This is a genomic window from Xanthomonas translucens pv. undulosa (assembly GCF_017301775.1).
GTDB lineage: Bacteria > Pseudomonadota > Gammaproteobacteria > Xanthomonadales > Xanthomonadaceae > Xanthomonas_A > Xanthomonas_A translucens.
Genome location: NZ_CP063993.1, coordinates 2,024,474 through 2,047,856 on the forward strand (window position 1 = coordinate 2,024,474; position 23,383 = coordinate 2,047,856).

At 65.1% G+C, this 23,383-nt stretch carries 20 protein-coding genes and 3 pseudogenes; 18 read left to right on the top strand and 5 right to left on the bottom strand.

What is annotated here, in order from left to right; all coding sequences use genetic code 11:
- Positions 1 to 35 precede the first annotated feature (35 nt).
- The 6 genes from ISN38_RS08540 (at position 36) to ISN38_RS08565 (ending at position 7,045) form a co-directional block, all read left to right on the top strand.
- A complete protein-coding gene (locus tag ISN38_RS08540) occupies positions 36 to 722 on the top strand; it encodes an RDD family protein (RefSeq protein ID WP_003473117.1) in 687 nt (228 codons plus the stop codon).
- Positions 719 to 1,744: a stage II sporulation protein M gene (locus ISN38_RS08545; protein WP_003473119.1), complete on the top strand. Its 1,026-nt coding sequence runs from the start codon at positions 719 to 721 to the stop codon at positions 1,742 to 1,744. The genes ISN38_RS08540 and ISN38_RS08545 overlap by 4 nt, the downstream gene beginning before the upstream one ends.
- Complete coding sequence (locus ISN38_RS08550) at positions 1,734 to 3,410, top strand: DUF4129 domain-containing protein (RefSeq protein ID WP_206712165.1); 1,677 nt, start codon at positions 1,734 to 1,736, stop codon at positions 3,408 to 3,410. The genes ISN38_RS08545 and ISN38_RS08550 overlap by 11 nt, the downstream gene beginning before the upstream one ends.
- Complete coding sequence (locus tag ISN38_RS08555) at positions 3,407 to 4,594, top strand: DUF4350 domain-containing protein (protein WP_206712166.1); 1,188 nt, start codon at positions 3,407 to 3,409, stop codon at positions 4,592 to 4,594. Before ISN38_RS08550 ends, ISN38_RS08555 begins: the two co-directional genes overlap by 4 nt.
- Positions 4,591 to 5,583, top strand: a complete 993-nt coding sequence (locus ISN38_RS08560; RefSeq protein ID WP_206712167.1) for an AAA family ATPase — start codon at positions 4,591 to 4,593, stop codon at positions 5,581 to 5,583. Before ISN38_RS08555 ends, ISN38_RS08560 begins: the two co-directional genes overlap by 4 nt.
- Positions 5,584 to 5,746: 163 nt before the next feature.
- Positions 5,747 to 7,045, top strand: coding sequence for a DUF58 domain-containing protein (locus tag ISN38_RS08565; protein ID WP_003469436.1), 1,299 nt, complete (start codon positions 5,747 to 5,749; stop codon positions 7,043 to 7,045).
- 102 nt (positions 7,046 to 7,147) lie between these two features.
- Here ISN38_RS08565 and ISN38_RS08570 read toward each other — a convergent pair whose 3' ends face one another.
- Complete coding sequence (locus ISN38_RS08570; protein WP_108084563.1) at positions 7,148 to 8,329, bottom strand: glutathionylspermidine synthase family protein; 1,182 nt, start codon at positions 8,327 to 8,329, stop codon at positions 7,148 to 7,150.
- Positions 8,330 to 8,369: 40 nt separating this feature from the next.
- Positions 8,370 to 8,912 (bottom strand): DUF1190 domain-containing protein, encoded by a 543-nt coding sequence (locus ISN38_RS08575; protein WP_003469440.1) that lies wholly within the window; start codon positions 8,910 to 8,912, stop codon positions 8,370 to 8,372.
- A 285-nt stretch (positions 8,913 to 9,197) separates the two neighbouring features.
- On the opposite strand from ISN38_RS08575, the gene ilvD reads away from it, so the two are divergent.
- Positions 9,198 to 11,036 (top strand): dihydroxy-acid dehydratase, encoded by a 1,839-nt coding sequence (gene ilvD, locus ISN38_RS08580; RefSeq protein ID WP_003469442.1) that lies wholly within the window; start codon positions 9,198 to 9,200, stop codon positions 11,034 to 11,036.
- A gap of 147 nt (positions 11,037 to 11,183) precedes the next feature.
- Here the strand turns inward: ilvD and ISN38_RS08585 are convergent.
- Positions 11,184 to 12,198 (bottom strand): annotated as a pseudogene (locus ISN38_RS08585) (integron integrase).
- Positions 12,199 to 12,376: 178 nt separating this feature from the next.
- Here ISN38_RS08585 and ISN38_RS08590 point away from each other — a divergent pair.
- The 3 genes from ISN38_RS08590 (at position 12,377) to ISN38_RS08600 (ending at position 13,945) form a co-directional block, all read left to right on the top strand.
- Positions 12,377 to 13,072, top strand: a complete 696-nt coding sequence (locus ISN38_RS08590) for a hypothetical protein (RefSeq protein ID WP_149569721.1) — start codon at positions 12,377 to 12,379, stop codon at positions 13,070 to 13,072.
- A 69-nt stretch (positions 13,073 to 13,141) separates the two neighbouring features.
- Positions 13,142 to 13,519, top strand: coding sequence for an SHOCT domain-containing protein (locus ISN38_RS08595; protein ID WP_206712168.1), 378 nt, complete (start codon positions 13,142 to 13,144; stop codon positions 13,517 to 13,519).
- An 81-nt stretch (positions 13,520 to 13,600) separates the two neighbouring features.
- Entirely contained in the window at positions 13,601 to 13,945 is a 345-nt protein-coding gene (locus ISN38_RS08600) for a hypothetical protein (protein ID WP_149569720.1), read from the top strand.
- 120 nt (positions 13,946 to 14,065) lie between these two features.
- Here the strand turns inward: ISN38_RS08600 and ISN38_RS08605 are convergent, their stop codons facing one another.
- Positions 14,066 to 14,287 carry a SymE family type I addiction module toxin gene (locus ISN38_RS08605; protein WP_003471083.1) on the bottom strand — a complete coding sequence of 74 codons (222 nt, stop codon included), beginning with the start codon at positions 14,285 to 14,287 and terminating at the stop codon, positions 14,066 to 14,068.
- A 582-nt stretch (positions 14,288 to 14,869) separates the two neighbouring features.
- On the opposite strand from ISN38_RS08605, the gene ISN38_RS08610 reads away from it, so the two are divergent.
- From ISN38_RS08610 to ISN38_RS08625, 5 genes and pseudogenes are all read left to right on the top strand, one after another.
- Positions 14,870 to 16,090 (top strand): PQQ-dependent sugar dehydrogenase, encoded by a 1,221-nt coding sequence (locus ISN38_RS08610; protein ID WP_003471085.1) that lies wholly within the window; start codon positions 14,870 to 14,872, stop codon positions 16,088 to 16,090.
- A gap of 57 nt (positions 16,091 to 16,147) precedes the next feature.
- Positions 16,148 to 16,379: pseudogene (locus ISN38_RS20820) on the top strand (dihydroxy-acid dehydratase); the annotation flags it as partial.
- A gap of 296 nt (positions 16,380 to 16,675) precedes the next feature.
- Positions 16,676 to 16,897 (top strand): hypothetical protein, encoded by a 222-nt coding sequence (locus tag ISN38_RS08615; RefSeq protein WP_003471087.1) that lies wholly within the window; start codon positions 16,676 to 16,678, stop codon positions 16,895 to 16,897.
- Positions 16,898 to 17,720: 823 nt separating this feature from the next.
- Positions 17,721 to 18,713, top strand: coding sequence for an AI-2E family transporter (locus ISN38_RS08620; RefSeq protein ID WP_003471090.1), 993 nt, complete (start codon positions 17,721 to 17,723; stop codon positions 18,711 to 18,713).
- A 164-nt stretch (positions 18,714 to 18,877) separates the two neighbouring features.
- The gene (locus ISN38_RS08625; protein ID WP_053008568.1) at positions 18,878 to 19,240 is read left to right on the top strand and encodes a hypothetical protein; all 363 of its coding nucleotides are present in this window, start codon (positions 18,878 to 18,880) and stop codon (positions 19,238 to 19,240) included.
- 109 nt (positions 19,241 to 19,349) lie between these two features.
- Here ISN38_RS08625 and ISN38_RS20580 read toward each other — a convergent pair whose 3' ends face one another.
- Positions 19,350 to 19,472, bottom strand: coding sequence for a hypothetical protein (locus tag ISN38_RS20580; protein WP_256046135.1), 123 nt, complete (start codon positions 19,470 to 19,472; stop codon positions 19,350 to 19,352).
- A 735-nt stretch (positions 19,473 to 20,207) separates the two neighbouring features.
- On the opposite strand from ISN38_RS20580, the pseudogene ISN38_RS08630 reads away from it, so the two are divergent.
- The 3 genes and pseudogenes from ISN38_RS08630 (at position 20,208) to ISN38_RS08640 (ending at position 23,363) form a co-directional block, all read left to right on the top strand.
- Positions 20,208 to 21,087: pseudogene (locus tag ISN38_RS08630) on the top strand (TauD/TfdA family dioxygenase).
- A complete protein-coding gene (locus ISN38_RS08635; protein WP_206712169.1) occupies positions 21,080 to 22,123 on the top strand; it encodes a sulfotransferase in 1,044 nt (347 codons plus the stop codon). Before ISN38_RS08630 ends, ISN38_RS08635 begins: the two are co-directional and overlap by 8 nt.
- A 31-nt stretch (positions 22,124 to 22,154) precedes the next feature.
- Complete coding sequence (locus tag ISN38_RS08640) at positions 22,155 to 23,363, top strand: aminotransferase family protein (RefSeq protein ID WP_206709679.1); 1,209 nt, start codon at positions 22,155 to 22,157, stop codon at positions 23,361 to 23,363.
- The last annotated feature ends 20 nt before the right edge of the window (positions 23,364 to 23,383 follow it).

The following is a 23,383-nucleotide window of genomic DNA, read 5'->3' on the forward strand; positions in this document are numbered from 1 at the left end:
CCTACATCGCAGGCGCGCCGCGCCGCAATCCGGCGATGAGCGGCATGCTCGACACCTACCGTGAAGTGATCACGCCCGAAGGCGTGCCGCTGCAACTGCCGGCCGCCGGCGCGGTGCCGCGTGCGCTGGCCTGGCTGATCGACCTGGCGGTGCGCTTCGCCGTGCTGACCGCGATGGGCATGCTGCTCGGCGCGCTCGGCGGCTTCGGCCAGGGTCTGTACCTGGTGGCGATGTTCCTGGTGTTCTGGGCTTACCCGATCGTGCTCGAAGGCTGGTTCGGGCAGACCCTGGGCAAGAAAGCGCTGGGCCTGCGCGTGGTCGCGCGCGACGGCGCCCCGGCCGGGTGGATGGCGGCGATCACCCGCAACCTGCTGCGCACCGTGGATATGCTGCCGTTCGGCTACGCCATCGGCCTGATCGCCTGCCTGTTCGACGCGCATGCGCGGCGCCTGGGCGACATGGTCGCCGGCACCCTGGTGATCCACCAGACGCCGCGCCACGAGGCGGCGCTGCCGCCGATCGCCAGCGCCGTGGCGCCGCCGTGCCACCTGTCGCCGGCCGAGCAGGCGGCGGTGATCGCCTTCGCCGAGCGCGCGCCGCGGCTGGCCCCGGCGCGGCAGCTGGAACTGGCCACGCTGGCGCTGCCGTTGACGCAGGCCCCCGGCCAGGCCGGCGTGCTGCGGCTGTATGCGATGGCCAACTGGCTGCTGGGGCGGCGATGAGGCAGGAGCAGTTCATCGCCCGCCACCAGCACGAGTGGGAGGCCTTCGAGACCTGGCTGCACACGCACGGGCGCAAGCGCCCCGCGAGCGCGGAGGCGAGCGCGCCCGACAGCGCCGCGCACGCGTGGCGCCTGGCCGACGAAGACATGCCGGCCCGCTATCGGCGCCTGTGCCAGCAGCTGGCGCTGGCGCGCAAGCGCGGCTACAGCCCGCTGGTCACCGCACGCCTGCAGCAACTGATGCAACAGGGCCACACCGAACTGTACCGACCGCCGCGGCCGCGCTGGCAGCGCGCGGCCGAGTTCCTGTTCGCCGATTTCCCGCAGCTGGTACGCAGCCAGGCCGGCTGCATGGCCGCGGCCACGGCGCTGTTCGTGGTGCCGCTGGTCACCATCTTCGTGCTGCTGCAGTACCGGCCGGAACTGATCCACGGCTTGATGGATCCCATGCAGATCGCGCAGATGGAACGGATGTACGACCCGGCCACGGCCGCGCACAAGCTCGGCCGCGACAGCGGCGACGACTGGCAGATGTTCGGCCACTACATCATGAACAACATCAGCATCGGCCTGCGCACCTTCGCCAGCGGCCTGCTGGCCGGGCTCGGTACGGTGCTGGTGCTGCTGTTCAACGGCGTCACCATCGGTGCGGTGGCCGGGCACCTGCATCAGATCGGGTACGGCGTGACGTTCTGGCGCTTCGTCGCCGGGCATGCGCCGTTCGAACTGACCGCGATCGTGATCGCCGGCGGCGCCGGCTTGCAACTGGGTTTGAAGCTGCTGGCGCCGGGCCGGCGCCGGCGCATCGATGCGCTGGTCGAAGGCGGCACCATCGGCGCCAAGCTATGCCTGGGCGTGGCGTTCATGCTGCTGGTCGCCGCCTTCATCGAAGCGTTCTGGTCCTCGATCGGCGCGCTGCCGGCGGCAGTGAAGTACACCGTGTCCGGGCTGCTATGGACGCTGGTGCTGGTCTGGCTGTGGCGCGGCGGACGCGGCATGGCGGAGGCCGGCGATGCGGATTGAGCGCCTGGACGTGGTGCTGCGCGCACGCTCGGCCTGGGAGGCGATGGAGCTGGGCAGCGCGCTGGTGCGCCGCCATGCCGGCGCGATCTGGAAACCATGGCTGCTGATCAGCGTGCCGCTGTTCGCGCTGCTCAATCTCGGCGCCTGGGCGATCGACCAACTCTGGCTGGCCGGGCTGCTGTTGTGGTGGCTGAAACCGGTGCTGGACCGGATCCCGCTGTTCGTGATCTCGCGCGGCGTGTTCGGCGACGTGCCGCGCGTGCGCGACACGCTGCGCGCGCAGTTGCGTTGGGGCTGGCGCCCGATGTTCGGCTACCTGACCTGGCGCCGGCTGAGCCCGGCGCGCACGGTGTTCATGCCGCTGGAGCTGCTGGAAGGGGCCAGTGCCGAACAGCAGCGGCAGCGCCGCCGCACCCTGGGCGGCGCGGTGTACGGACACGCGCTGCTGCTGGCCAGCGTGTGCTGGCATTTCGAGGCGATGCTGCTGCTGGCGTGCATCGCCGCGATCGCGATGTTCGTGCCGGTGGACCTGCTGCCGGAAACGGCGCGCGCGGCGTGGGCGCTGATCGGCGATGAGAACCCTGTGTGGGCCGACGTCGGCCTGAACGCCTTCGGCTGGTTGGCGACGACGCTGATCGAACCGTTCTTCGTCGGCGCCGGTTTCGGCCTGTACCTCAACCGCCGCACCGAGATCGAAGCCTGGGACGTGGAAATGGCGCTGCGCCGGCTGCGCGAGCGGCTGGGCGGTGCCGCGCCGCTGCTGCTGGCCCTGGTCCTGCTCGGCGCGCCCGGCGCGGCGCTGCGCGCACAAACCGCCGCGCCAGGCGCTGGCGGCCCCGCCGTCGCGGCCGAGCCGCAGGCGCGCCCCGCCCCGGCGCCGCAACCTGTACAGGAAGCCGCCGGCGGCGACGGCGACATCAAGGACCCGGCGAAAGCGCAGGAAAAAAGCGCGGACGACGCCCCCGAGCCAGTCGCGCTCGACGACGTCTTCGACACCGTCCCCGCCGCCGACGCGCGCTTCGACCGCGCCGCCGACCGCACCTACGAAGATCCGCTGCTGTCGGGCAAGCGCAGCATCGGCTACTGGAAGAAGCGCGACCGCAACGACGACGACGACGAGAAGAAGCCCGATCCCGCTAAGCCCGATCCGCGCTTCGGCGAGGGCTTGCTGGCGAGCGTGGCGGCCGTGTTCGCATTCGTCGGCGAATGGGGCATGTGGTTGCTGGCCGGCATGCTGGTGCTGGTCCTGCTGCTGACCGCCAAGCACTGGCTGCCGTGGATGCGCGGCAGCGGGCGCAAGCGTGCCCCGGTCGAGACGCCGGTGGCGCACGCCCCGGTGCTGAGCGCCGAGCCGCTGCCGGACGACGTCGCCACCAGCGCGCGCCGGCTATGGCGCGAGGGCAGGCAGCGCGACGCGCTGGCGCTGCTGTACCGCGCCAGCGTGGCGACCGTGTGCGAACGGGCCAACCTGGCGCTGCCGCCGGGCGCCACCGAAGCGCAATGCCTGCGCGCCTCCAGGCGCCTGCCGGACGACGCCGACCGCGACCTGTTCGCGCGCATGGTACGCACCTGGCAATACGCCGCCTACGCTGGGCGCCTGCCCGACGACGACGCCTTCGACGCCTTGCTCGACGCGCTGCAGCAGCAATACCGGTGGCGCGCATGAACAGCGGCACGCGCAATGCGCTGATCTTCCTGCTCGGGCTGCTGGTGACCAGCGTGCTGGCGGCCTGGTTCCTGGGCCGTTACGAACGCGCCGAACGCGAGCTGGCGCTGCCGCCGCGCGGCGAGGCCGCGTACAACCCGCTGTATGCGTTGCGCCAGACCCTGCGCGCCGACGGCGTGCGCGCCGAATCGCGGCAGCGCCTGGACCTGGCGGCGATGCGCCTGCAGCCACACGACAGCGTGCTGCTGTTCGGAGACCCGCGCGCGCTGAGCAAGCCCGACAGCGATGCGCTGCTGGCCTGGGTCGAGCGCGGCGGCCACCTGATCCTGCGCACGCCGGCGGCCGACGAGGACCAGGACACGGCCAAGCTGCCGATCTTCGATGCGCTCGATGTCGCGCTGGAGGACGGCAAGCCGGAACACTGCCTGACACTGGCCATTCCTGGACAGCCCGAGCACAGCGAGTTCTGCAACGGCCGGCGTTTCCAGATCGACGAGGACGCGGCGAGCAACCTGTGGGGCGGCAGCGAGGACTACGCCTACGCGCGCCTGCCGTACGGCGACGGCAACGTGGACCTGCTGGCGGACATGGACTTCCTGCAGAACGGCAGCAACGGCGGCAATCCCTTGCGCGAGGACACGCCGGAGGCCGCGCCCGCCGCGCCGAGCCGCGGCATGCGCGACGTGCCGCACCGCCTGCTGGCGCGGCAGATCCTGGCGCCCAACTACGGCCACGGCAACGTGTACCTGATTTACTCTGCCGAGCTGCCGTCGCTGTGGTACACGCTGTTCACCCGCGGCTGGCCGGCCTGGCTGCCGGCACTGCTGATGCTGCTGGCCTGGCTGTGGTCGCGCATGCAACGCTTCGGCCCGCTGCAGGCCGCGCCGGCCGGCGACCGCCGCTCGCTGCTGGAGCACGTGCGCGCCAGCGGCGAGCACCTGTTCCGCTACGGCAAGTCCGCGCTGCTGTACGCGGCGATGCGCCAGGCATTCCTGACCCGGCTGCGGCGCCGTGCACCGCTCGCCGCGGCGTTGCAAGGCCATGCGCAAGCCGCCGCCATCGCCGAACGCCTGAACCTGCCGGCGGCGCAGATCGAACAGGCGCTGCAAGCGCCAGCGCCCAGGCAACACCTCGCCTTCCGCGATCGCATTCGCCTCCTCGTCCAGATGAGAAACCAGTTATGACCACCGCCACCGCCGCATCCGTCGCCCCCCTCACCGGCCCCGCCCTGATCGAACGGGTCGAGGCGATCCGCGCCGCGGTCGGCCAGGCCTTCATCGGGCAACCGGAGGTGCTCGAGCAGATCCTGATCGCGCTGCTGGCCGGCGGCCACGTGCTGATCGAAGGCGTGCCCGGGCTGGGCAAGACCCTGCTGGTGCGCGCGTTGGCGCAGGCGCTGGAGCTGAACTACGCACGCGTGCAGTTCACCCCCGACCTGATGCCCAGCGACGTCAGCGGCCACGCCGTGTACGACCCCAAGACCGAGAGCTTCAAGATCCGCCGCGGCCCGGTGTTCACCCACCTGCTGCTGGCCGACGAGATCAACCGCGCCCCGGCCAAGACCCAGTCGGCGCTGCTGGAAGTGATGCAGGAAGGCCAGGTCACCATCGAGGGCAAAGCCTTCCCGCTGGCGCCGCCGTTCCTGGCCCTGGCCACGCAGAACCCGGTCGAGCAGGAAGGCACCTATCCGCTGCCCGAAGCGCAGCTGGACCGTTTCCTGCTGAAGATCCTGATCGACTATCCGCAGCTCGAAGACGAAAAGCGCATGGTGGAAGCGGTCACCACCGGGCGCAGCGCCGGCGACTTCGACCTGTCGCAGGTGCCGCGCGTGCTCAGCGCCGCCGACGTGGTGGCGATGCAGTTGGGCACCGCCGCGATCGTGGTGGACCCGCAGGTGATCGACTACGCGGTGCGCATCGTCACCGCCACCCGCAGCTGGCCCGGCATCGCGCTCGGCGCCGGCCCGCGCGGCAGCATCGCCCTGATCCGCGCCGCGCGCGCGCAGGCGGTGCTGTGCGGCCGCGACTTCGTCACCCCCGACGACATCCGCGACATCGCCAAGCCGGCGCTGCGCCACCGCATCGCGCTGGCCCCGGAACTGCAGATCGAAGGCCAGAGCGCCGACGACGCGCTGGGCGCGCTGCTGGCGAAGGTGGAGGCGCCGCGGAAATGAGGCGCGGGACTGGGGACTCGGAACGCGGGACTCGGTGCTGGGTCGCGCCTGATCGTGTGCAGGCATGGCACGCGACATGCGGCAGGTGCGTCACTTCCGTTGCGCGCAGCGCCGTGCTGTTCCGGGTCCGGAGTCCGGAGTCCCAAGTCCCGGCGAGCCCCCAATGAGACCCGCCCCGTCACTGCTGGCCCTGCTCGGCCTGTGGGCGCTGTGCGGCCTGGCCACGGCGCTGGAGTTGCTGCCGCTGTGGCCGTGGCAGGCGCTGGGTGCGGCGATCGCGGTGGTCGCCGCGCTCGATGCGTGGCGGCTGTGGCGCAGCCCCACCCCACAGCTGCGCCGCGAATTGCCCGAAGCCTTGCCGCTGGGCGTGGAGCGCGAGGCCGGGCTGCGCATCGACAGCGCGCGGCGGCAGACGCTGGACGTGTTCGATCTGGTGCCCGGCGGCTGGTGGATGCAGGGCCTGCCGCGCCGCGTGACCCTGCCCGCCGCCAGCGAAACCCGCCTCAGCTACCGGCTGCGCCCGACCGCGCGCGGCCACTTCGACTTTCCCGGCACGCACCTGCGCCTGCACTCGGCCTGGCGCCTGTGGCGGCAGCGGCGCGTGGCCGGCGCGGCGCAGACCGTGCGCGTGTATCCGAACTTCGCGCCGCTGACCCGCTTCGCCCTGTTCAGCGCCGAACAGGCCTCGCGGCTGGTCGGCGCGCACCTGAAGCGGCGCCGCGGCGAAGGCACCGACTTCCACCAGATGCGCGAATACCGGGTCGGCGACAGCCTGCGCCAGATCGACTGGAAGGCCACCTCGCGCGCGCGCAAGCTGATCTCGCGCGAATACCAGGACGAGAAGAACCAGCAGCTGCTGATGCTGATCGACACCGGGCGGCGGATGATGGCCAGCGACAACGGCCTGTCGCATTTCGACCAGGTGCTCAACGCGGCACTGGTGGTGTCGTATCTGGCGCTGCGCCAGGGCGATGCGGTGGGGCTGATGGCCAGCGGCGGCGACGCACGTTGGGTCGCGCCGCAGCGCGGCATGGGCACGGTCGATGCGCTGCTGCGCGCCAGCTACGACCTGCAGCCACAGGCGGTGGCCACCGATTACCTGGCCGCGGCCACCGACCTGTCGCTGCGCCAGCGCCGGCGTTCGCTGGTGATGCTGGTCAGCAACGTGCGCGACGAGGACATCGAAGACCTGCTCGCCGCGGTGCGGCTGCTGCAGCGCCGCCACCTGGTGTGCGTGGCCAGCCTGCGCGAACGCGCGCTGGACCAGGCGCTGGCGCAGGACGTGCAGGACCTGCAGCAGGCGGTGCAGGCCGGCGCGGTGGCGCGCTATCTGCAGCAGCGCGGCGACGCCCACGACGCGCTGCGCAGCCACGGCGTGATGGTGCTCGACGTCACCGGCGAGGAACTGCCGGGCGCGTTGGTGGAACGCTATCTCGCGGTCAAACGCGACGGATTGTTGTAGCCGCGTCTGTTTCGGTCCGCAGCGCCCGCGCGCGGGCCTCGGTTCCAGTCATCGTCGCGCGACCGCATGGTGATGGATGGCCAAGCGCCCGGCTGGAGACGCTCAGGCATACAACACCCCAGGCCGCCCCTGTTCGACGATCGCATGCGGCACGAAGCGCGCACTGTCGCGGGTGATCGGGCCGTCGTCCTCGCGGATGCCGATGCCGCACGCGGTATCGCCGACGATCCAGCTGCCGACCATCGGATAGCGGCCGTCGAACGCCGGCAGCGGATGCGCCTGCTGCACGATGCATGGCCCCTGGTACGGGCCGTCGCTCTGCAGCATGCGCCCGTCGGCCAGATGCAGGGCGATGTTGGCGCCTTCGCGCGAATGCAGCGGTTTGCGTACCCAGCCCGGCGGCAGCGCGGCGCCATCGTCGAACGCGGCCGGCAGCAGATTGGGATGGCCGCGATGGCGCGACCACAGCAGCGGCAGGATGCCCTTGTTGCTCAGCACCGCCTTCCACGGCGGCTCCAGCAGGCGCAGGCCCGACCCCGGCAGGGCCTGGCCGAAGCGCTCGGCGAACAGGTCTTCCAGCGGATACAGCTTGAACAAGGCGCCGATCACCGCGTCATCCAGATCCGTATAGCGCCCGTCCTCGGACAGGCCGATGTCCTCGATCGCGATCGCATCGCCGAACACCCCGGCCTGCGCTGCGCAATCGCGCAGATAGGCGACGGTGCACTGGTCTTCCTCCGAATCGCGCACCGCGGCGAAGGACAGCGGCGGCGGCAACTGCGCAGCCACTTCGGCGAAGCGCGCCACCAGCGTCTCATGGATCGAGTTGAACTGGTCGGCGTCGTGCGCCAGGCGGCCCTGCGCCCGCTGCTCTTCCAGCCACTGCCACTGGAAGAACGCCGACTCGAACAGCGAGGTCGGCGTGTCGTAGTTCAGCTCGTACAGCTTGGCCGGGCCGCTGCCGTTGTAGGCCAGGTCCAGGCGCCCGTACAGATGCGGATCGCGGCGCCGCCAGCTCTCGGCGATCCAATCGCGGAACGCTGGCGGAATCGCCAGGCGCTGCAGCAATTCCTCGCTGGCGACGATCTCGTCCACCAGCCCCATCGCCATCTGGTGCAGCTCGGCGCTGGGATCCTCCAGATCATGTTCGATCTGACGCAGACTGAACGCGTAATAGGCGCGTTCGTCCCAGTAGCGCTCGCCACCGATGGTGTGGAAGCGGAAGCCGCACTCGGCGGCCTGCGCGCGCCAGTCGCCGCGTTCGACGATTGCGATGCGTTGCATGTGCTTGCCTTGGTTGATGGGGCGTAGAGAGGCGCGGCGGTCAGCCGCCGACGCTGACGCGCGCGCCGCTGGAGCTGCCGAAACCGCCGCGGCTGACGGTGACCGCCCGGTGCGGCGTTGCGCCGATATGGGTCATGGTCCGGTTGCCGTGCAGGCTGCTGGCCGCAGCGCCGTGGCCGGCACCGGTTGCCGGACGCTGCCACTGGCTCTGCCGGTCCTGGTACGCGGGCGCGGCGTTAAGGCCGGACATGCGGTTGCCGTTGAGCATCTGCGACAGGAAGACGCCGGTCATCAGCGGCCCGATGAACGAGTGCCCCTGACTGTCGCGCTGCTCCACGCAGCGCTCGGCCGAATACTCCTGCGCGCACTCTTCGCGGCTGGCGTATTTGGGTCCCTGGGCGGCCGCCTGCTGCTGCGCCTGCTTGAACGCCTCGCGGCAGGTGCCGATGTCGTGGGTCTGCGCTGCGCAGGCTTCCACCGAGGTGTACAGCCCCTCCTGGGGCTTGGCTTCAGGCGCGCAGGCCGTGAACAGCAGCGGCGCGGTGCCCATCAGCAACAGCGCGGCTTTCTTGGATCGCTTCATCGGTTCCCCCTGCCGGAGCACAGAACCCGATGATGCATGGTTCCGTGCGGAGACGGAAATTGCCGGCATTGCGCAGGCCCATGCATCCGCAGCCCCCGGTCGCCGGATCGCATAGCGCGGCGGCGTCCATGCGCTCCACGTCAGGCGCCGGTTCATCGTCGGCAAGGGCAAGCGCGCAGGCCGCGTGATACCGTGGCGGATGGCCTGTGCGGCGCGCAAAACGGTTGCTAATGCAACCCTTTGCGGCCCGCCGGGCCGACCGCCTTCCGACCGCACGACACCCCCATGCCCGACTATCGCTCCAAGACCTCCACCCACGGCCGCAACATGGCCGGCGCGCGCGCGCTGTGGCGCGCCACCGGCATGCAGGACGCCGACTTCCACAAGCCGATCATCGCCATTGCCAACTCTTTCACCCAGTTCGTGCCCGGCCACGTGCACCTGAAGGATCTCGGCCAGCTGGTCGCGCGCGAGATCGAGCGCGTCGGCGGCGTGGCCAAGGAATTCGACACCATCGCCGTGGACGACGGCATCGCCATGGGCCACGACGGCATGCTGTATTCGCTGCCCAGCCGCGAGATCATCGCCGACTCGGTGGAGTACATGGTCAACGCGCACTGCGCCGACGCGCTGGTGTGCATCTCCAATTGCGACAAGATCACCCCCGGCATGTTGATGGCCGCGCTGCGCCTCAACATCCCCACCGTGTTCGTGTCCGGCGGGCCGATGGAAGCGGGCAAGACCAAGCTCGCCGACCACAACCTGGACCTGATCGACGCAATGGTGATCGCCGCCGATCCCACCGCCTCCGACGAAAAGGTCGCCGCCTTCGAGCGCAGCGCCTGCCCCACCTGCGGCTCGTGCTCGGGCATGTTCACCGCCAACTCGATGAACTGCCTGACCGAAGCGCTGGGCCTGGCCCTGCCCGGCAACGGCACCGTGGTCGCCACCCATGCCGACCGCGAGCAGCTGTTCCTGAAGGCCGGACGCACCGCGGTCGAGCTATGCCACCGCTGGTACGGCGCCGAAGATCCCACCGCCCTGCCGCGCGGCATCGCCACGTTCAAAGCGTTCGAGAACGCAATGACCCTGGACATCGCGATGGGCGGCTCCACCAACACCATCCTGCACCTGCTCGCCGCCGCGCAGGAAGGCGAAGTGCCGTTCACCCTGCGCGACATCGACCGCCTGTCGCGGCATGTGCCGCAGCTATGCAAGGTCGCGCCGAACATCCAGAAGTACCACATCGAAGACGTGCACCGCGCCGGCGGCATCCTCGCCATCCTCGGCGAACTGGCGCGCGGCGGCCTGCTGCATACCGACCAGCCCACCGTGCACAGCCGCACCCTCGCCGACGCCATCGCGCAATGGGACATCACCCAGACCGACGCCGAGGCCGTGCACACCTTCTACAAGGCCGGCCCGGCCGGCATTCCCACCCAGATCGCCTTCAGCCAGGCCACGCGCTGGCCGACGCTGGACGCCGACCGTGAAGCCGGCTGCATCCGCGACGTCGCCCATGCCTACTCGCAGGAAGGCGGGCTGGCGGTGCTGTACGGCAACATCGCCCTCGACGGCTGCGTGGTCAAGACGGCCGGCGTGGACGAATCGATCCACGTATTCGAAGGCAACGCCAAGGTATTCGAGAGCCAGGACTCGGCGGTCAAGGGCATCCTCGCCGGCGAAGTGAAGGCCGGCGACGTGGTGGTGATCCGCTACGAAGGCCCCAAGGGCGGCCCCGGCATGCAGGAGATGCTGTACCCCACCTCGTATCTCAAGTCCAAGGGCCTGGGCAAGCAATGCGCCCTGCTCACCGACGGCCGCTTCTCCGGCGGCACCTCCGGCCTGTCGATCGGCCACGCCTCCCCGGAAGCGGCGGCCGGCGGCGCCATCGGCCTGGTCCGCGACGGCGACCGGATCCTGATCGACATTCCCAACCGCCGCATCGACCTGCTGGTCGACGACGCCGAACTGGCCGCCCGCCGCGCCGCCCAGGACGCGCAGGGCTGGAAGCCGGTGGAAGTGCGCCCGCGCAAGGTCACCACCGCGCTGAAGGCCTATGCGCTGCTGGCGACCAGCGCCGACAAGGGCGCGGTGCGCGACAAGGCGATGCTGGACGGTTGAGACGCTGCCATGGAGACCGTGGACTCCCACGGTCTCCATGGCATCCCGGCATTGCACTGTGGGAGGAACTCTGGGTGGCCTCGGGCCATCAGTCCCGACGCGTGACCACACACGCCCACAGCTGGGTTGCTGTTCTTGGTGGCAACGTCACTGACCGCCGACGCCCAGCCCATCCAACGGACTGCGCACCGCCGAGGCCCCGCGCTCCAGCACATGCGTGTAGATCTGCGTGGTGGCCACATCCTTGTGGCCCAACAGCTCCTGCACGGCGCGGATCTCGAGGCCGGCCTCCAGCAGGTGCGTGGCAAACGAATGCCGCAAGGTGTGGCAGGTTGCCGGCTTGACGATGCCTGCACGGCGCCGTGCCGCCTGCACCGCGCGCTGCAGCGTTTCCTCCGGCACGTGATGCCGGCCCACTCGGCCACTGCGCGGATCCAACGATCGACGCGCAGCGGGGGAACAGATACTGCCAGCCGGGCGCGACATCGGCATGGGGATACTTGCGCGCCAGCGCATGTGGCAGGAATACCCGTCCTGCCCCTTCGGCGAGATCCGCAGCGTGCAGCAGCAGCGCCCGCGCGCGTTGCTGCATCAATTCCCCGCGCAGGCTGCGCGGTAGCGGCACCCGCCGATCCTTGCCGCCTTTATCGTCGCACACCACGATCTCGCCGAGGACCATGTCCACATCCTTGATCCACAACCGCAGGCATTCCAGCACCCGCATCCCGCTGCCGTACAACAGCCCCGCCATCAGCCGACAGGACCCCTCCAGCATCGTCAGCAAGCGCGCGACCTCCTCGACCGAGAGCATCACCGGAATCCGACGCGGCCGCTTGGCGCGCACCAGATGCTCCATCCAGGGCAAGTCCACGACCAGAACGTCGCGATAAAGGAACAGCAGCGCTGCCAGCGCCTGATTCTGCGTTCCGGCCGACACCTGGCCCCGCGTCGCCAGTTCGGTCAGAAACGCCTCGCCCTCTGCCCGCCCCATCTGCACCGGATGCCGCTTGCTGTTGGCCAGAATGAAGCGCCGTATCCAGCCCACATACGCCTGCTCGGTGCGCAGGCTGTAGTGGCGAAGCCGCAGCCCACCACGGACCTGATCCAGCAGCTTGGGGGCCAGGCGCGCCGTTACGCCTGCATCGTCACGGGTGTAACGCATACGCCTGCTCAACCGTCGGATAACGCAACCAGCATCGACGCCAAGACCGTCGGTTGCCATCCGGCAAGTCATTGTTACGCAGTAGGAATCCCCCCTTCCCAGACCTCCGGCGTTAGTCGATACTTGGTGCAACACCGCTTTTACGCGGCCCAATAGTAGTTAGGCGCTTGAAGGCATCATGACAAGCCACAGATCGCCCCGCGATGCGCTACCACAGATTCCAGCCGGCCGTGAAATGAAAGAGCTAGTGAAGGCAAGGATGTCGCTTGGCCACCTCATAAATGACACAAATTTACTTAAAGACCACGACTACGAACTGATCGGAAGATTTATTCAAACCTATTGCATCGCCGATCTTGAGGCGAGGCGCATGATCAATTCCTTTGCTCATATCAGGCTAGGAAATCCGACAACATTTGCGCTTAAACTCAACGACAAGGACACACTAGATCATCTTATGGCTTGCGCTGACAGTTGTGTCTGGAATCTTGAGCTCGCTGAGGGAATTCGGAAAGCTGCAGAGATCTTCATACAGCATCGGCAATTGCGTCACATGTTCGCGCACTGGGCGGGCCGCAGAGTTCCTGGTCATGACGTCTATATCTTCTTTACAGCGAGCCTGGGCAAACATAAATTGCCAAACGGGGCGATCAAGTTTGAGGAAGCTGATGACGCAAACATGCAATACGGAGTCATGCCAATCTCAAACCTTCTTGAAGAGACGAAGAAGCTTGAAGGACATGCCCAATATTTGGCGAATATGGGAGCTCAGCTAGAGGCCAAAGCGGCCCAAATTGGAAAGGCGTTGGCGAAGGATGTCGCTGACGGCAGGCTTAAACTTAGACCCTATACGGTGGGGGGCAGCCGCGCCTAACAATTCATTCAAGCCAAACTGGCTTCGCCAGTTGCTTAATTCAGATGTTAGAACTTGGGGGAGAGACCTATGAGATGTTCCGGATGCGGCAAGGATATTCCATTCAACGGCCAAGTTTGCCCGTACTGCCAGCGAGACAAGTCCAAAGACCAATCCAATACAGTGCTTTCTTTCATATTGGGTCTCATCGCCGGTACGATTGGCTACTTTATATTTGGTTTCTGGGGCGCACTCAGCGGCTTCTTCCTCAGCAGCATTGCTGCGGCCTTCACCACTCTAGGCGGCAACACCAAACCGCCAGAGGTCCAAGTTGTTTCACAGCCCGCACCCGAGCCTAATGAGTCTGTTGCTGCCAAGCTCACCCAACTCAAGCAGTTACATGACCAAGGCCTATTGACAGCGGAGGAGTTCAACAGCAAAAAGGCGGACATCTTGGCCAAGTTCTAACAATTCATTCAAGCCGAACTAGCTTTGCCAGTCGGCTTAATTCAGGCGTTAGGCGGCAAATCAAACATCAAGGGGGAACTTGTGAAAAAGGCTCTACAGCTCGCTGCTTCCATCAGTGCTGCGATGGTTCTGACGTCTTGCAGCATGACGCTGCCGGTGCGGGGCAACGTAATGAATTCAAGTGAGACATTCACTGGGACTGCAACGGGCTACATGGATGGTGGTGGCAACATGACGCTTGTCACCTCGCGGGGCGCTACCTGCAAGGGCAATTTCGTGTACGTGAGTCGACGCGATGGTGAGGGAGTGTTCTCCTGCGACGATGGTCGTACTGGGCCTTTCACGTTTGTGTCCACAGGCACACGTGGTACCGGCAAGGGCGACATCGGCGGAGAGCGCTTTATCTTCACGTTCGGCAAGCAGTAGTTGCCCCCTAACTATTCGTTCAAGCCGACGCCGCTTCGCGGCGCGGCTTAATTCAGGCGTTAGTCTCGTAAAAGCAGAATGCCGTGAGCGGATGTCTTTCCACTCACAGCATCGTTCGCATTACTCTTCGGCAACGATCGTGATGCCACGTTTCGTCACTTGAACTCGTGCTTTCTGGCCTACCCTAAACCCTGCCGCTTGCAACCAATCGCCGCTCAAGCGTAAAAACGGAACTTGTCGTGGCTGGGTGCGACGCTCTATGTCTTTGTGCTGGCTTTCGTAATACTGATAGCCAATCGTCAAAAAGCGCGGCTTCGGCGCTGTGCGGTGTTGCTTAGCCATGATGGCATCCTTCGAGATTGTCCAATTTTCGCCTCCTGTTCAGAGAGGCGGCCGGGCGCTTGAACACCGCTCGAAGACGGCCCGCAGATTTCCCCTTTCGGGTGTTATATAGCTGCGCGCCGCCCGGCCATAAAAACAATGGGCACAAAAAAACCGCATGGCTTTCGGGCGCGGTTGCCGCTTCGAGAAGGTGTGTTCAGCACCAGCTGACAATTTAGCCGGATGCGAGCTAGCGGTCAACTCGCAGGCACATGCCTAACACTCTTCACTGTTCGCTGAGCACTTACGCTGCCGTCAAGTACACTTCAGCAATGATCCTCACGGCTTTGTTTTTATTGCTTTGTGTGGTTCTCGGTTGGAGGGCAGTGCGTGCTGGTCACCGGCCAGCCGCATAAAAATTCATTCGACCCTAACCCACGTCGCGGACCGGCTTAACTCAGGCGCAAGGCCCCTGGGGAGAGTTCGTCCCCAAATCATGACGCTCCTTCCGACTTCACGCCAGGATTGAATAAACCGTCACACCCAAGCGGCATTGAAAACACTATGGTCTCCAGGGTCACCTGGACGCAAGGAAACACGCACATGATGAAGCTGGCAAGCGGGTTCCTGGTTTGCGCTCTGCTCACAAGCGCCGCCCACGCACAGAGCAACGCTGGCGATCAGAAAACCGATCCCGACCTCCCCTTCAACGTCGCCAAGGTCGCCAGCTTCGACCTGCCCTGGCGCATTGCCTTCCTGCCCGATGGCCGCATGCTCGTGACCGAGAAGGTCGGCCGCCTCCAGCTTGTCACGCCGGGTGGCGCCAAGACCGAGATCAAGGGCGTCCCGGCCAGCTATGTCGAAGGCCAGAACGGCATGTTGGGCGTCTTCCTTTCGCCCCACTACGCCATTGACCACAGTGTTTACCTGACCTATGTCGCGCCGGGCGACTATGGCGGCGGCTTGGCCATGGGCCGCGGCCAGCTCGTTCTGGAAGGCAATCAGGCCCGGCTGAACAACTTCCAGGTCCTCTGGCGCCAGATGCCCACGGGCAAGGGGGGCCAAGCCGGCGCCCAGATCGCCTTCTCGCCGGACGGCAACTCGCTCTTCCTCACCGTGGGTGACCGCCAGCGCTTCACGCCGGCCCAGGATCCCGATCAACCGGTCGGCAAGATCCTGCGGCTGACGCTGGACGGCAAACCCGCGCCGGGCAATCCATGGGCAGGCAAGGTCGGTGCCGCCACCATTCCACTGATCGATCCGGCGGCCGATACCGAAGCCGCCAAGACGGCTCCGGTTGTCAGCACTTATACGTTCCCCGGCCCCAACCTCACGCCGGCCGAAACATGGTCCATCGGCCATCGCACACCTTATGGGCTCGCCTTCGCGCCTGACGGTCGACTGTGGGAGCTTGAGCACGGCCCCAAGGGCGGCGACGAACTCAACCTGATCCAGCGTGGCAAGAACTACGGCTGGCCGCTGGTGTCGTATGGCATGAACTACAACGGCGTGCCAATCCCCAGCCCGGACACGCGGCCCGATCTCGTCAAGCCCGTGCTCTATTGGGTGCCGGTGATCGCACCAGGCAACCTCATGTTCTACAAGGGCAACATGTTCCCGCAGTGGAAGGGCAGCGCCTTGATCAGCGGCCTTGCCAGCGGGGGAATCATTCGTGTCACCGTTGACCGCAACGGCGGCGCCAGCGCGGTCCAGCGCTGGAGCCTGGACAAACGCATACGCGATATCGAAGAGGCGCCGGATGGGTCGTTGTGGGTATTGGAAGATGCGCAACCCGGTGGCCTGTACCGGCTCACGCCGAAATAATGCCCTGCGCGGGGCCGGCGGATAAGGGTGAAACGCAACGTGTCCGGTAGTGCGATCTCCGTCGGCCTGGCCCGCGACGGCGACAGATCCTGATCGACCTCGCCAACCGCCGCATCAACCTGCTGGTCGACGCTACCGAACCGCCCGCCGCGTCGCGCAGGACGCGCAACGCGGGAAGCCGATCGAAGTACGTCCGCGCAAGGTCACGACCGCGCTGAGGAGGTATGCGTTGCTGGCGACCAGCGCCGACAAGTGCGTGGTGCACGCCACGTTGAGCAGCCGGGCCTGATCGTTTGGGCGCTGTACGAGCATCTTTCGGGCTTGGAGGTCTATAGCTGCCCGGATCGTCAGCGCCCTTAACCTCACATCGATATCACGCCATGGCTCGGGGTGGATGCTGCCTGACCATTGCAGCCGAACTCGCCTCGCGGATCGGCTGGACTCAGGCCTTGGCCCACTGGGAGAGTTCGTCGCCATCTTTGGCGTTTTATCAGGTGCTTTTACGCATTCGTCGCACGCCAGTCGCCGCATTGCCATGCAGCTGCGATGCTTCCGGTACCGCCCACCGGCCAAAGGAGTCGCCTTGTGAAAGCGCTGATTGCGGTAGTTGCCTGGTGCCTTCTGTTTGTTCTGTGCTGGCCGCTGGCCGTGCTGGCCTTGGTACTGTGGCCAATCCTCTGGTTGCTCACCTTGCCGTTCCGCCTTGTTGGGATGACGTTCTGCGCTGTGTTCGCGCTTCTGCACGCCATCCTGTTCCTGCCTGCCCGCCTCCTGGGTTGGCGGCCGGGACACGCAGCGACGGCCTGACACTCCATTCAAGCGCAAGCCGCGTGCGGCCTGGCGTACGCCACTCGCAGAGACCTCCAAAGGAACCGCACATGCTCCGGCTCTTGTTGCTCGCGGAGGTATGGTCAAATCAGTTGCAATGTTCGCCTGAGTCATTACAGCGAATGGATTGAAAGCATCATCTCCACCCAGCCGCAGGCGTTGCCAACCTTCCTTCAAGCCGATGCCGCCTTGCGGCGCGGCGCAACTCAGCCGTCAAGCTCATGCCCAGACATTGCAGCCATTGCGGGTTGGAGCCTCGCGAGGTCGGGGACTTCCGATCCTGCTGGATTACCGTTTACGCGTGCCCAGGCAAGCGGCCGCTTCACGACTTCCTGGAGGTGGGCGATCCTCGGTGAACCTTTCCGCTCCTGGACCTCAATCCCGGCGTCAAAGACCGCCTGGTCAATGCGGACCCGGCACTGGTCGAGCTTGCCGTCTCCCGCATCCGAATGATTGACTACACAACCGTCAGCATTGTCGATTTCGAGAAAACGCTACTCGGCGCGTTCTCGGAGCCTGGCAATGCCGCTGGGCAGTCGCGACATTTCGCTAAAACCGACGCCGCTTCGCCTTTCGGATTGACACATGCGAGCTTGCAGAATCGGCGGAGTGTGGTTGGGCGGCCTGGCGATCGACCAGGGTGGTTCCGGCAACGGCGCCGCCGTGCGCTCTTCGCCTGCCTTGCACTTCGCTGACCGTATCGTCCGCACACTTTGGTTTTGCCAGGATGTCCCAGATGCTTTCCTCCGCCCCACGTTCTCCCTCCCCGCTGCGGCCTTTCGCCGAGCGCGTCCTGGTCGTCATGGCGCTGGGCGGTCTGGCCCTGCTGGCCTGGCAACTCTCCGAACTGCTGCTGGTCGTGTTCGGCGCGGTGGTGGTGGGCGTGCTGCTGCACGGGCTGGCGTCGACGTTGCGGAAGCGGCTGCCGGTGCCGGTGCCGGAATGGGCCGCACTGGGCCTGGTGATCCTGTCGTTGGTGCTGATCCTGTCGTCGATCGTGTTGCTGTTCGGTGCGGAAGTCGCCGCCCAGATCGACGCGTTCCGCACTACGCTGCCGGCGGCATGGAACAAGTTCCATGCGTGGTTGCAGTCCGGTCCGCTCGGGCCGCAGATCGAGAGCATCCCCGACCAGTTGCGCGACGGCGCTTCGACGCTGGCCACGCATGCCGGGGCGATCGTGCTGTCGGCCGGCGGCGGGATCACCGATGCGGTGCTGATGATCGTCGGCGGCGTCTATCTGGCGGCGCAGCCCAAGCTGTATCGGCGCGGACTGCTGCGGCTGCTGCCGCGCGACCGCCGCGATGTCGCCGACGAAGCCTTGACCGCCAGCGGAAAGGTATTGCGCGCCTGGCTGGGCGGTCAGTTCCTGGCGATGCTGGTGATCGGCAGCCTGACCGGACTGGGGCTGTGGCTGCTGGGCGTTCCGGTGGCGCTCGGCATCGGCCTGCTGACCGCGCTGCTGGACTTCATTCCGATCGTCGGCCCGATCGTGGCGGCGGTCCCGGCGGTGCTGCTCGGCTTCACCGTCAGCCCGCAAGTGGCGCTGGGGGCGCTGCTGGTGTTCGTGGTCCTGCAGCAGCTCGAGGGCCATGTGCTGCAACCGCTGATCCAGGCGCGTGCGGTGGACCTGCCGCCAGCCTTGCTGCTGTTCTCGCTGTTCGGCATCGGCGTGCTGTTCGGGCCGATGGGCGTGGTGTTGGCGGCGCCGCTGACCGTAGTGCTCTATGTGCTGGTCAAGCACTTGTATGTCCACCACGCCCTGGACGATGCCGACGGTGCCGTGCCGGCGGAGTGATGCGTCCCGGTAGCGCGTAGACTCCGGACCTTCATAACCGATGCCGCTGCACAGCGGCGCCCAATGCGGACCTTACACGATACACCGCGCCACCCTGCGCTATGACAGACAGCTGATTCGCCAAGCCGTGGCGAGCTTCTGCTGGCGCGTCGTCGGGCTGCGCTATGTCGTCGCCCTGGCCTTGGTGGATCACGCGCCTGCGGCATCGCACCCTGGTCAAGCCTGTCAAGATCCCCGACCGGGTCGACCAGTGGGTGCCATGTCGCGCACTGTACGCGTTGACCCAGGTGGGCAAGGCGCGCGATCTGGGCGTGTGCGAGGTGGTGCGCAACGAGCCGATCCAGGCGCGCTTGGTCCTGCATGCGTACCAGGCGCGCGGACGGCGTCACATGACCCGCAAGGGCGAGCGCCGCCGCGGCAAGCAAAGCCGGCAGCATGCACAACGGGAAGCCGAACCCTGGTTGCTGAGGGTCTGCCAGCAGATGTCTAAGGTCAGCGCTGGGCAGGTGGTGGCGATTTATCGTTGACGGATGCAGATCGAGTTGGGATTCCGCGATTCGCAACAAGGCGATGCTGGACGGTTGAGGTGTTGCCATGAAGACCGCGGATTTGCTCGGTCTTCATGATGTCCTGGCATTACGCATGCCCTAGGCGTGTCTGCTCCATCTGCGCCAGCAACGCGTCGCGCAGCGGCAGCGTCGTGCGATGATCCTTGCCGTCCCTGCCATGGCGCACGACGATCTCGCCCCGTCGCGACATCCACGTCCCCGCTCAGCGGACACCATGCCATCAATCGCATTGCGCTGCCTCACCGCTAACGACGCCATCAGGCCATGGCGTCCATGCAGCTGCACCCCACCCTGCCACTTCATCTTGCATCCGGCAGCAATATTGACTGCCTTTCCTGGCCTGACGGATCTACGGGACGCGCTCGCCATCGAGGCGCCTGGCCGGGAAGGGCGCGGCAATGATCGTGGCATCCACGATGGTGCGCCGCACAGCCTGACCCCAAGGATTGATCGTTGATCAATGGCGGCGGCGCAGCATGGCCTGCTGTTCGCAGCTTGCATGATCGAGTTTGTAGATAGCGTCATACTTTACCTTAATGGGACGAGTACGACATCACGGTAAATCGGGTTATTCCCGTACATAATGATAGCCAGTTTCTGGCAAACATCATCGAAACACACAGTTAGCCAATGTATTCCTGCGTCTTGCGTGCGCCGGCGGAAACATTAAATTTTCGCTCACACGCTTGATAGCGGATTCGAAAACACATTGCCGGTCAGATTATCGAGATCGATGGCGGCACGAGCACCGCATGCAAGAAATCACGACTCGCCATCTTCATACGGTAAATCCCATGAAGTGGATGACCTTCATAAAATCAGCGGCGAGCAATCGCCGCCTGGTGCTCAATGAAGGCCGGCCGTATGAGCTACCCGCCCGAAAACGCTTCAGCACCAGAATTTTTATTTTCATCAGAGGCATTGTATGCAAACCCGTTTCGACGATTGGCCTGCACAGGTGCTCGATGTGAACGATGTAAAATCGGTCGTACGGGATGTCGGCAGGTACGGATTCGCGATCGTCTGCGACAAATGGCGGTTTGATGCGCACGACTTCGAGCGCCTGGCAGCACTCTATCACCTCGGACCGATGTATCAGTCCGATTTCAACCGCCGATTGCACACGGAAGGCATGTCGCCATCCGGCATGAACAAGGTCGGCGGTTTAACCAGCGGCCGGCATGATGTATTCAACGGCACGTCGAGCGTGGCGTTGCATACCGACGGTTCCTACCTGCCCATTGGCACGATCAAGACGTCGGTGCTGCTTTGCAAGCAGCATGCATCTAACGGCGGCGAATCGATCCTGTTCGACAGCCTGTCGGCATTTGCGGCACTTTCCCGAGATCATCCAGAGCTTGCCCAATGCCTGCTAGCACCGAACGCGTTCCGGCGCAGATCGACCGATCCACGCTTGGACAGACAATATGAGCACATCGGCCCGGTGTTCCTCGCCGCAGAAGACGGCGCGATCGTTGCTGGCTTCACCCTCGACGTGACAGCGGATTGGGACTATTCGCGCCGCATGGATCCCCGAGTGCTTGATGCGGTGGCTTACCTGACGCGCCTCACCGATCCTGATAGCGGCTACGCACTGAGCTTCGCACTTCAAAAAGGACAGGCATTGATCATGCGCAACGACCAGCTTTCACACGGACGAAGCGCCTACGCCGACGATCCCGCCAACCCGCGCATTCTACTGCGAGGCCTCTTTCTATGCGCTCCGCGCGCGTACGCCATGCAGGAAACTCCCGCTCGCGCGTTGGCTCCCCAAGCATGACATCAGAGTACGCACAGATGGCTGAGGCATCGTCGCCGCTGCTTGCATCCCAATGGTCCTTATGGATGTCGCACCCCGCGAGCGGGCTTGCCGCGCGGATTCGGAGTGATCTTGCGACATACGCTATCGACGACGACATGGCGTCGTCCATCGTCGAATTCGTGCGCGAATATCACAACGGCGGAAGACACTGGAGCAACAAGGGATTGCGAGGCGACGAAGTATTAGCACCGTTGCTCGGCTTGGCCGATAGCTCGCCAGATATGTTCGAACTCATCCGCGCGCAGATCGCGCAAGCCGAGCAAAAAAAATGGGTGGGCGGCAGCCTGAACGATGAGATCGCCTCGGCGCAGATGCATTACAAAAAATTTGTCATCGTATCCACGCCACGCTCCGGCACCCACCTGTTGCGCACGCTGCTCGGCTCGCATCCATGCATCGAGATGCATGGCGAAGCATTCAATCGCTTCGGCCAACACCTTCTGCCGTATTGTGTACAGACCACTACAGCAGAGCAAATTCTCGAGCGGCATCTATTTCGACCGTATTTCGAGTATGTAGAAGCGGTAGGCTTTGTGCTCTTTCGCGATCTAGACACCGAGTGGGCAGGCGCCAATGTGTGGGAGACGCTGGCGGAAATGCGGGACCTGAAGATCATTCTGCTGGATCGACGCAACCGCATGGCGCAACTGCTGTCGCTCAAAAAAAGTCTTCTCGATCACGTCTGGTACGTCGGCCGCGACGACAAGAGGTGGCGGCAACAGATCAACCTGTCCATTTCGCGCGACGAACTCGTCGAGTTCATAGATCGCGATCTTGCCAACCGCGCCGAATTCCTTGAACGCTTCGATCGCCACGCGATCTTCCCGATCGAATACGATGATTTGCTTACCAAACCGGCATCCACGCATGCCAAGTTGCTCGCCTTCCTGGGCGTGTCGTCCGCGCGACTTCAGCCGGGAACAGGAAAAAAGGAGACATCATTGATTTCATCGACGGTCGATAACAACGATCAATTGAGATCCGAACTCAAGGGGACGCTATATGAATGCTATCTCTAGGTCGCGCCGCTATTGGCCACCGTACACGTCCTTGAATGCGGAGGATGGCAGACCCAGAATCGTCAGGGGCGAAGGCATTCATCTGTATGACGATGCGGACCGACGTTATCTGGACGGAATATCGGGCAGCTATAACCACTGCCTCGGCCATTCTCACCCAGCACTTCTCGATGCCGTCAAACGGCAAATGGATACGCTTGTCCACGCGTGCAACATCGGTTTGAGCACGGTGCTGCCAGAGGCGCTTGCAGAGCGGCTCGGCGATGAGCTCGCAGCATCGGGACTCGCACATACATTCCTGGCAGGTAGCGGCAGCGAGGGCGTCGAAGCCGCACTGAAGATGGCGTGGCAGTATCAAATCAGTCGCAATCATCCGCAGCGAACGCTGGTGGTAGCCATCGATGGCGCCTACCATGGCTGCACGCTCGGCGCGATGGTCGCCACGCGACGCCCCTTCATCAACGAAGGTGCATTGCCATTTGTCGCCACCTGCTCGATGACGGTGTCACCACCGCAGAGCCTCGACGACTTGCAAACATGGGAAGCGCTTCTTGCAGAACATGGATCGACCGTGGCGGCGATCATCATCGAGCCCATTATGGCGATGGCGGGGACATATCAGTTTCCGGACGGCTTTCTGCAGGCCCTGTCATCGCTCGCCAGGACATACGACATTCCTTTAATTTGCGATGAGGTCTATTGTGGAATCGGACGCGCCGGCACGCTGTGCGAGTCGGTCTCTCAGGGCGCGAATCCGGACATCGTTATTTTCAGTAAATGTCTCGGCGGCGGCTTCCCGATCACTGCCGTGATGACGACACCCAAGATCGCCGATAGCTTCGCCGTGCACTCCATCCCATTTTTCCGGCATGGACACACACAGTCCGGCAACCTGTTGGGCTGCCGCGCCGCATTGTTCATTCTCGACTACCTGCATGCCCAGCACTGCTATGAAAGCGTCAGAACGAAGGGCGCGCGTTTGCTGCAGGCAATTCGCGAGAAGTTGCCGGCGACGGGCAATGTCGTGAGTGCGCAAGGAAAAGGGTTAATGCTTTCGATCACATTCGATTCGCCAGAGGCATGCAACCGCGTCCAACTCGATGCGCGGCGGCATGGGTTGATCATCGGCGCTGCGGATCGACATCTCAAGCTCGCGCCGCCTTTCACCATGGATGACAATGAAATTGACGAGCTGACGCAACGGCTTGTCCATGCGATAGACAGCGCGTCGCAACACTGACTCTTTCTTTTCGGACAAGG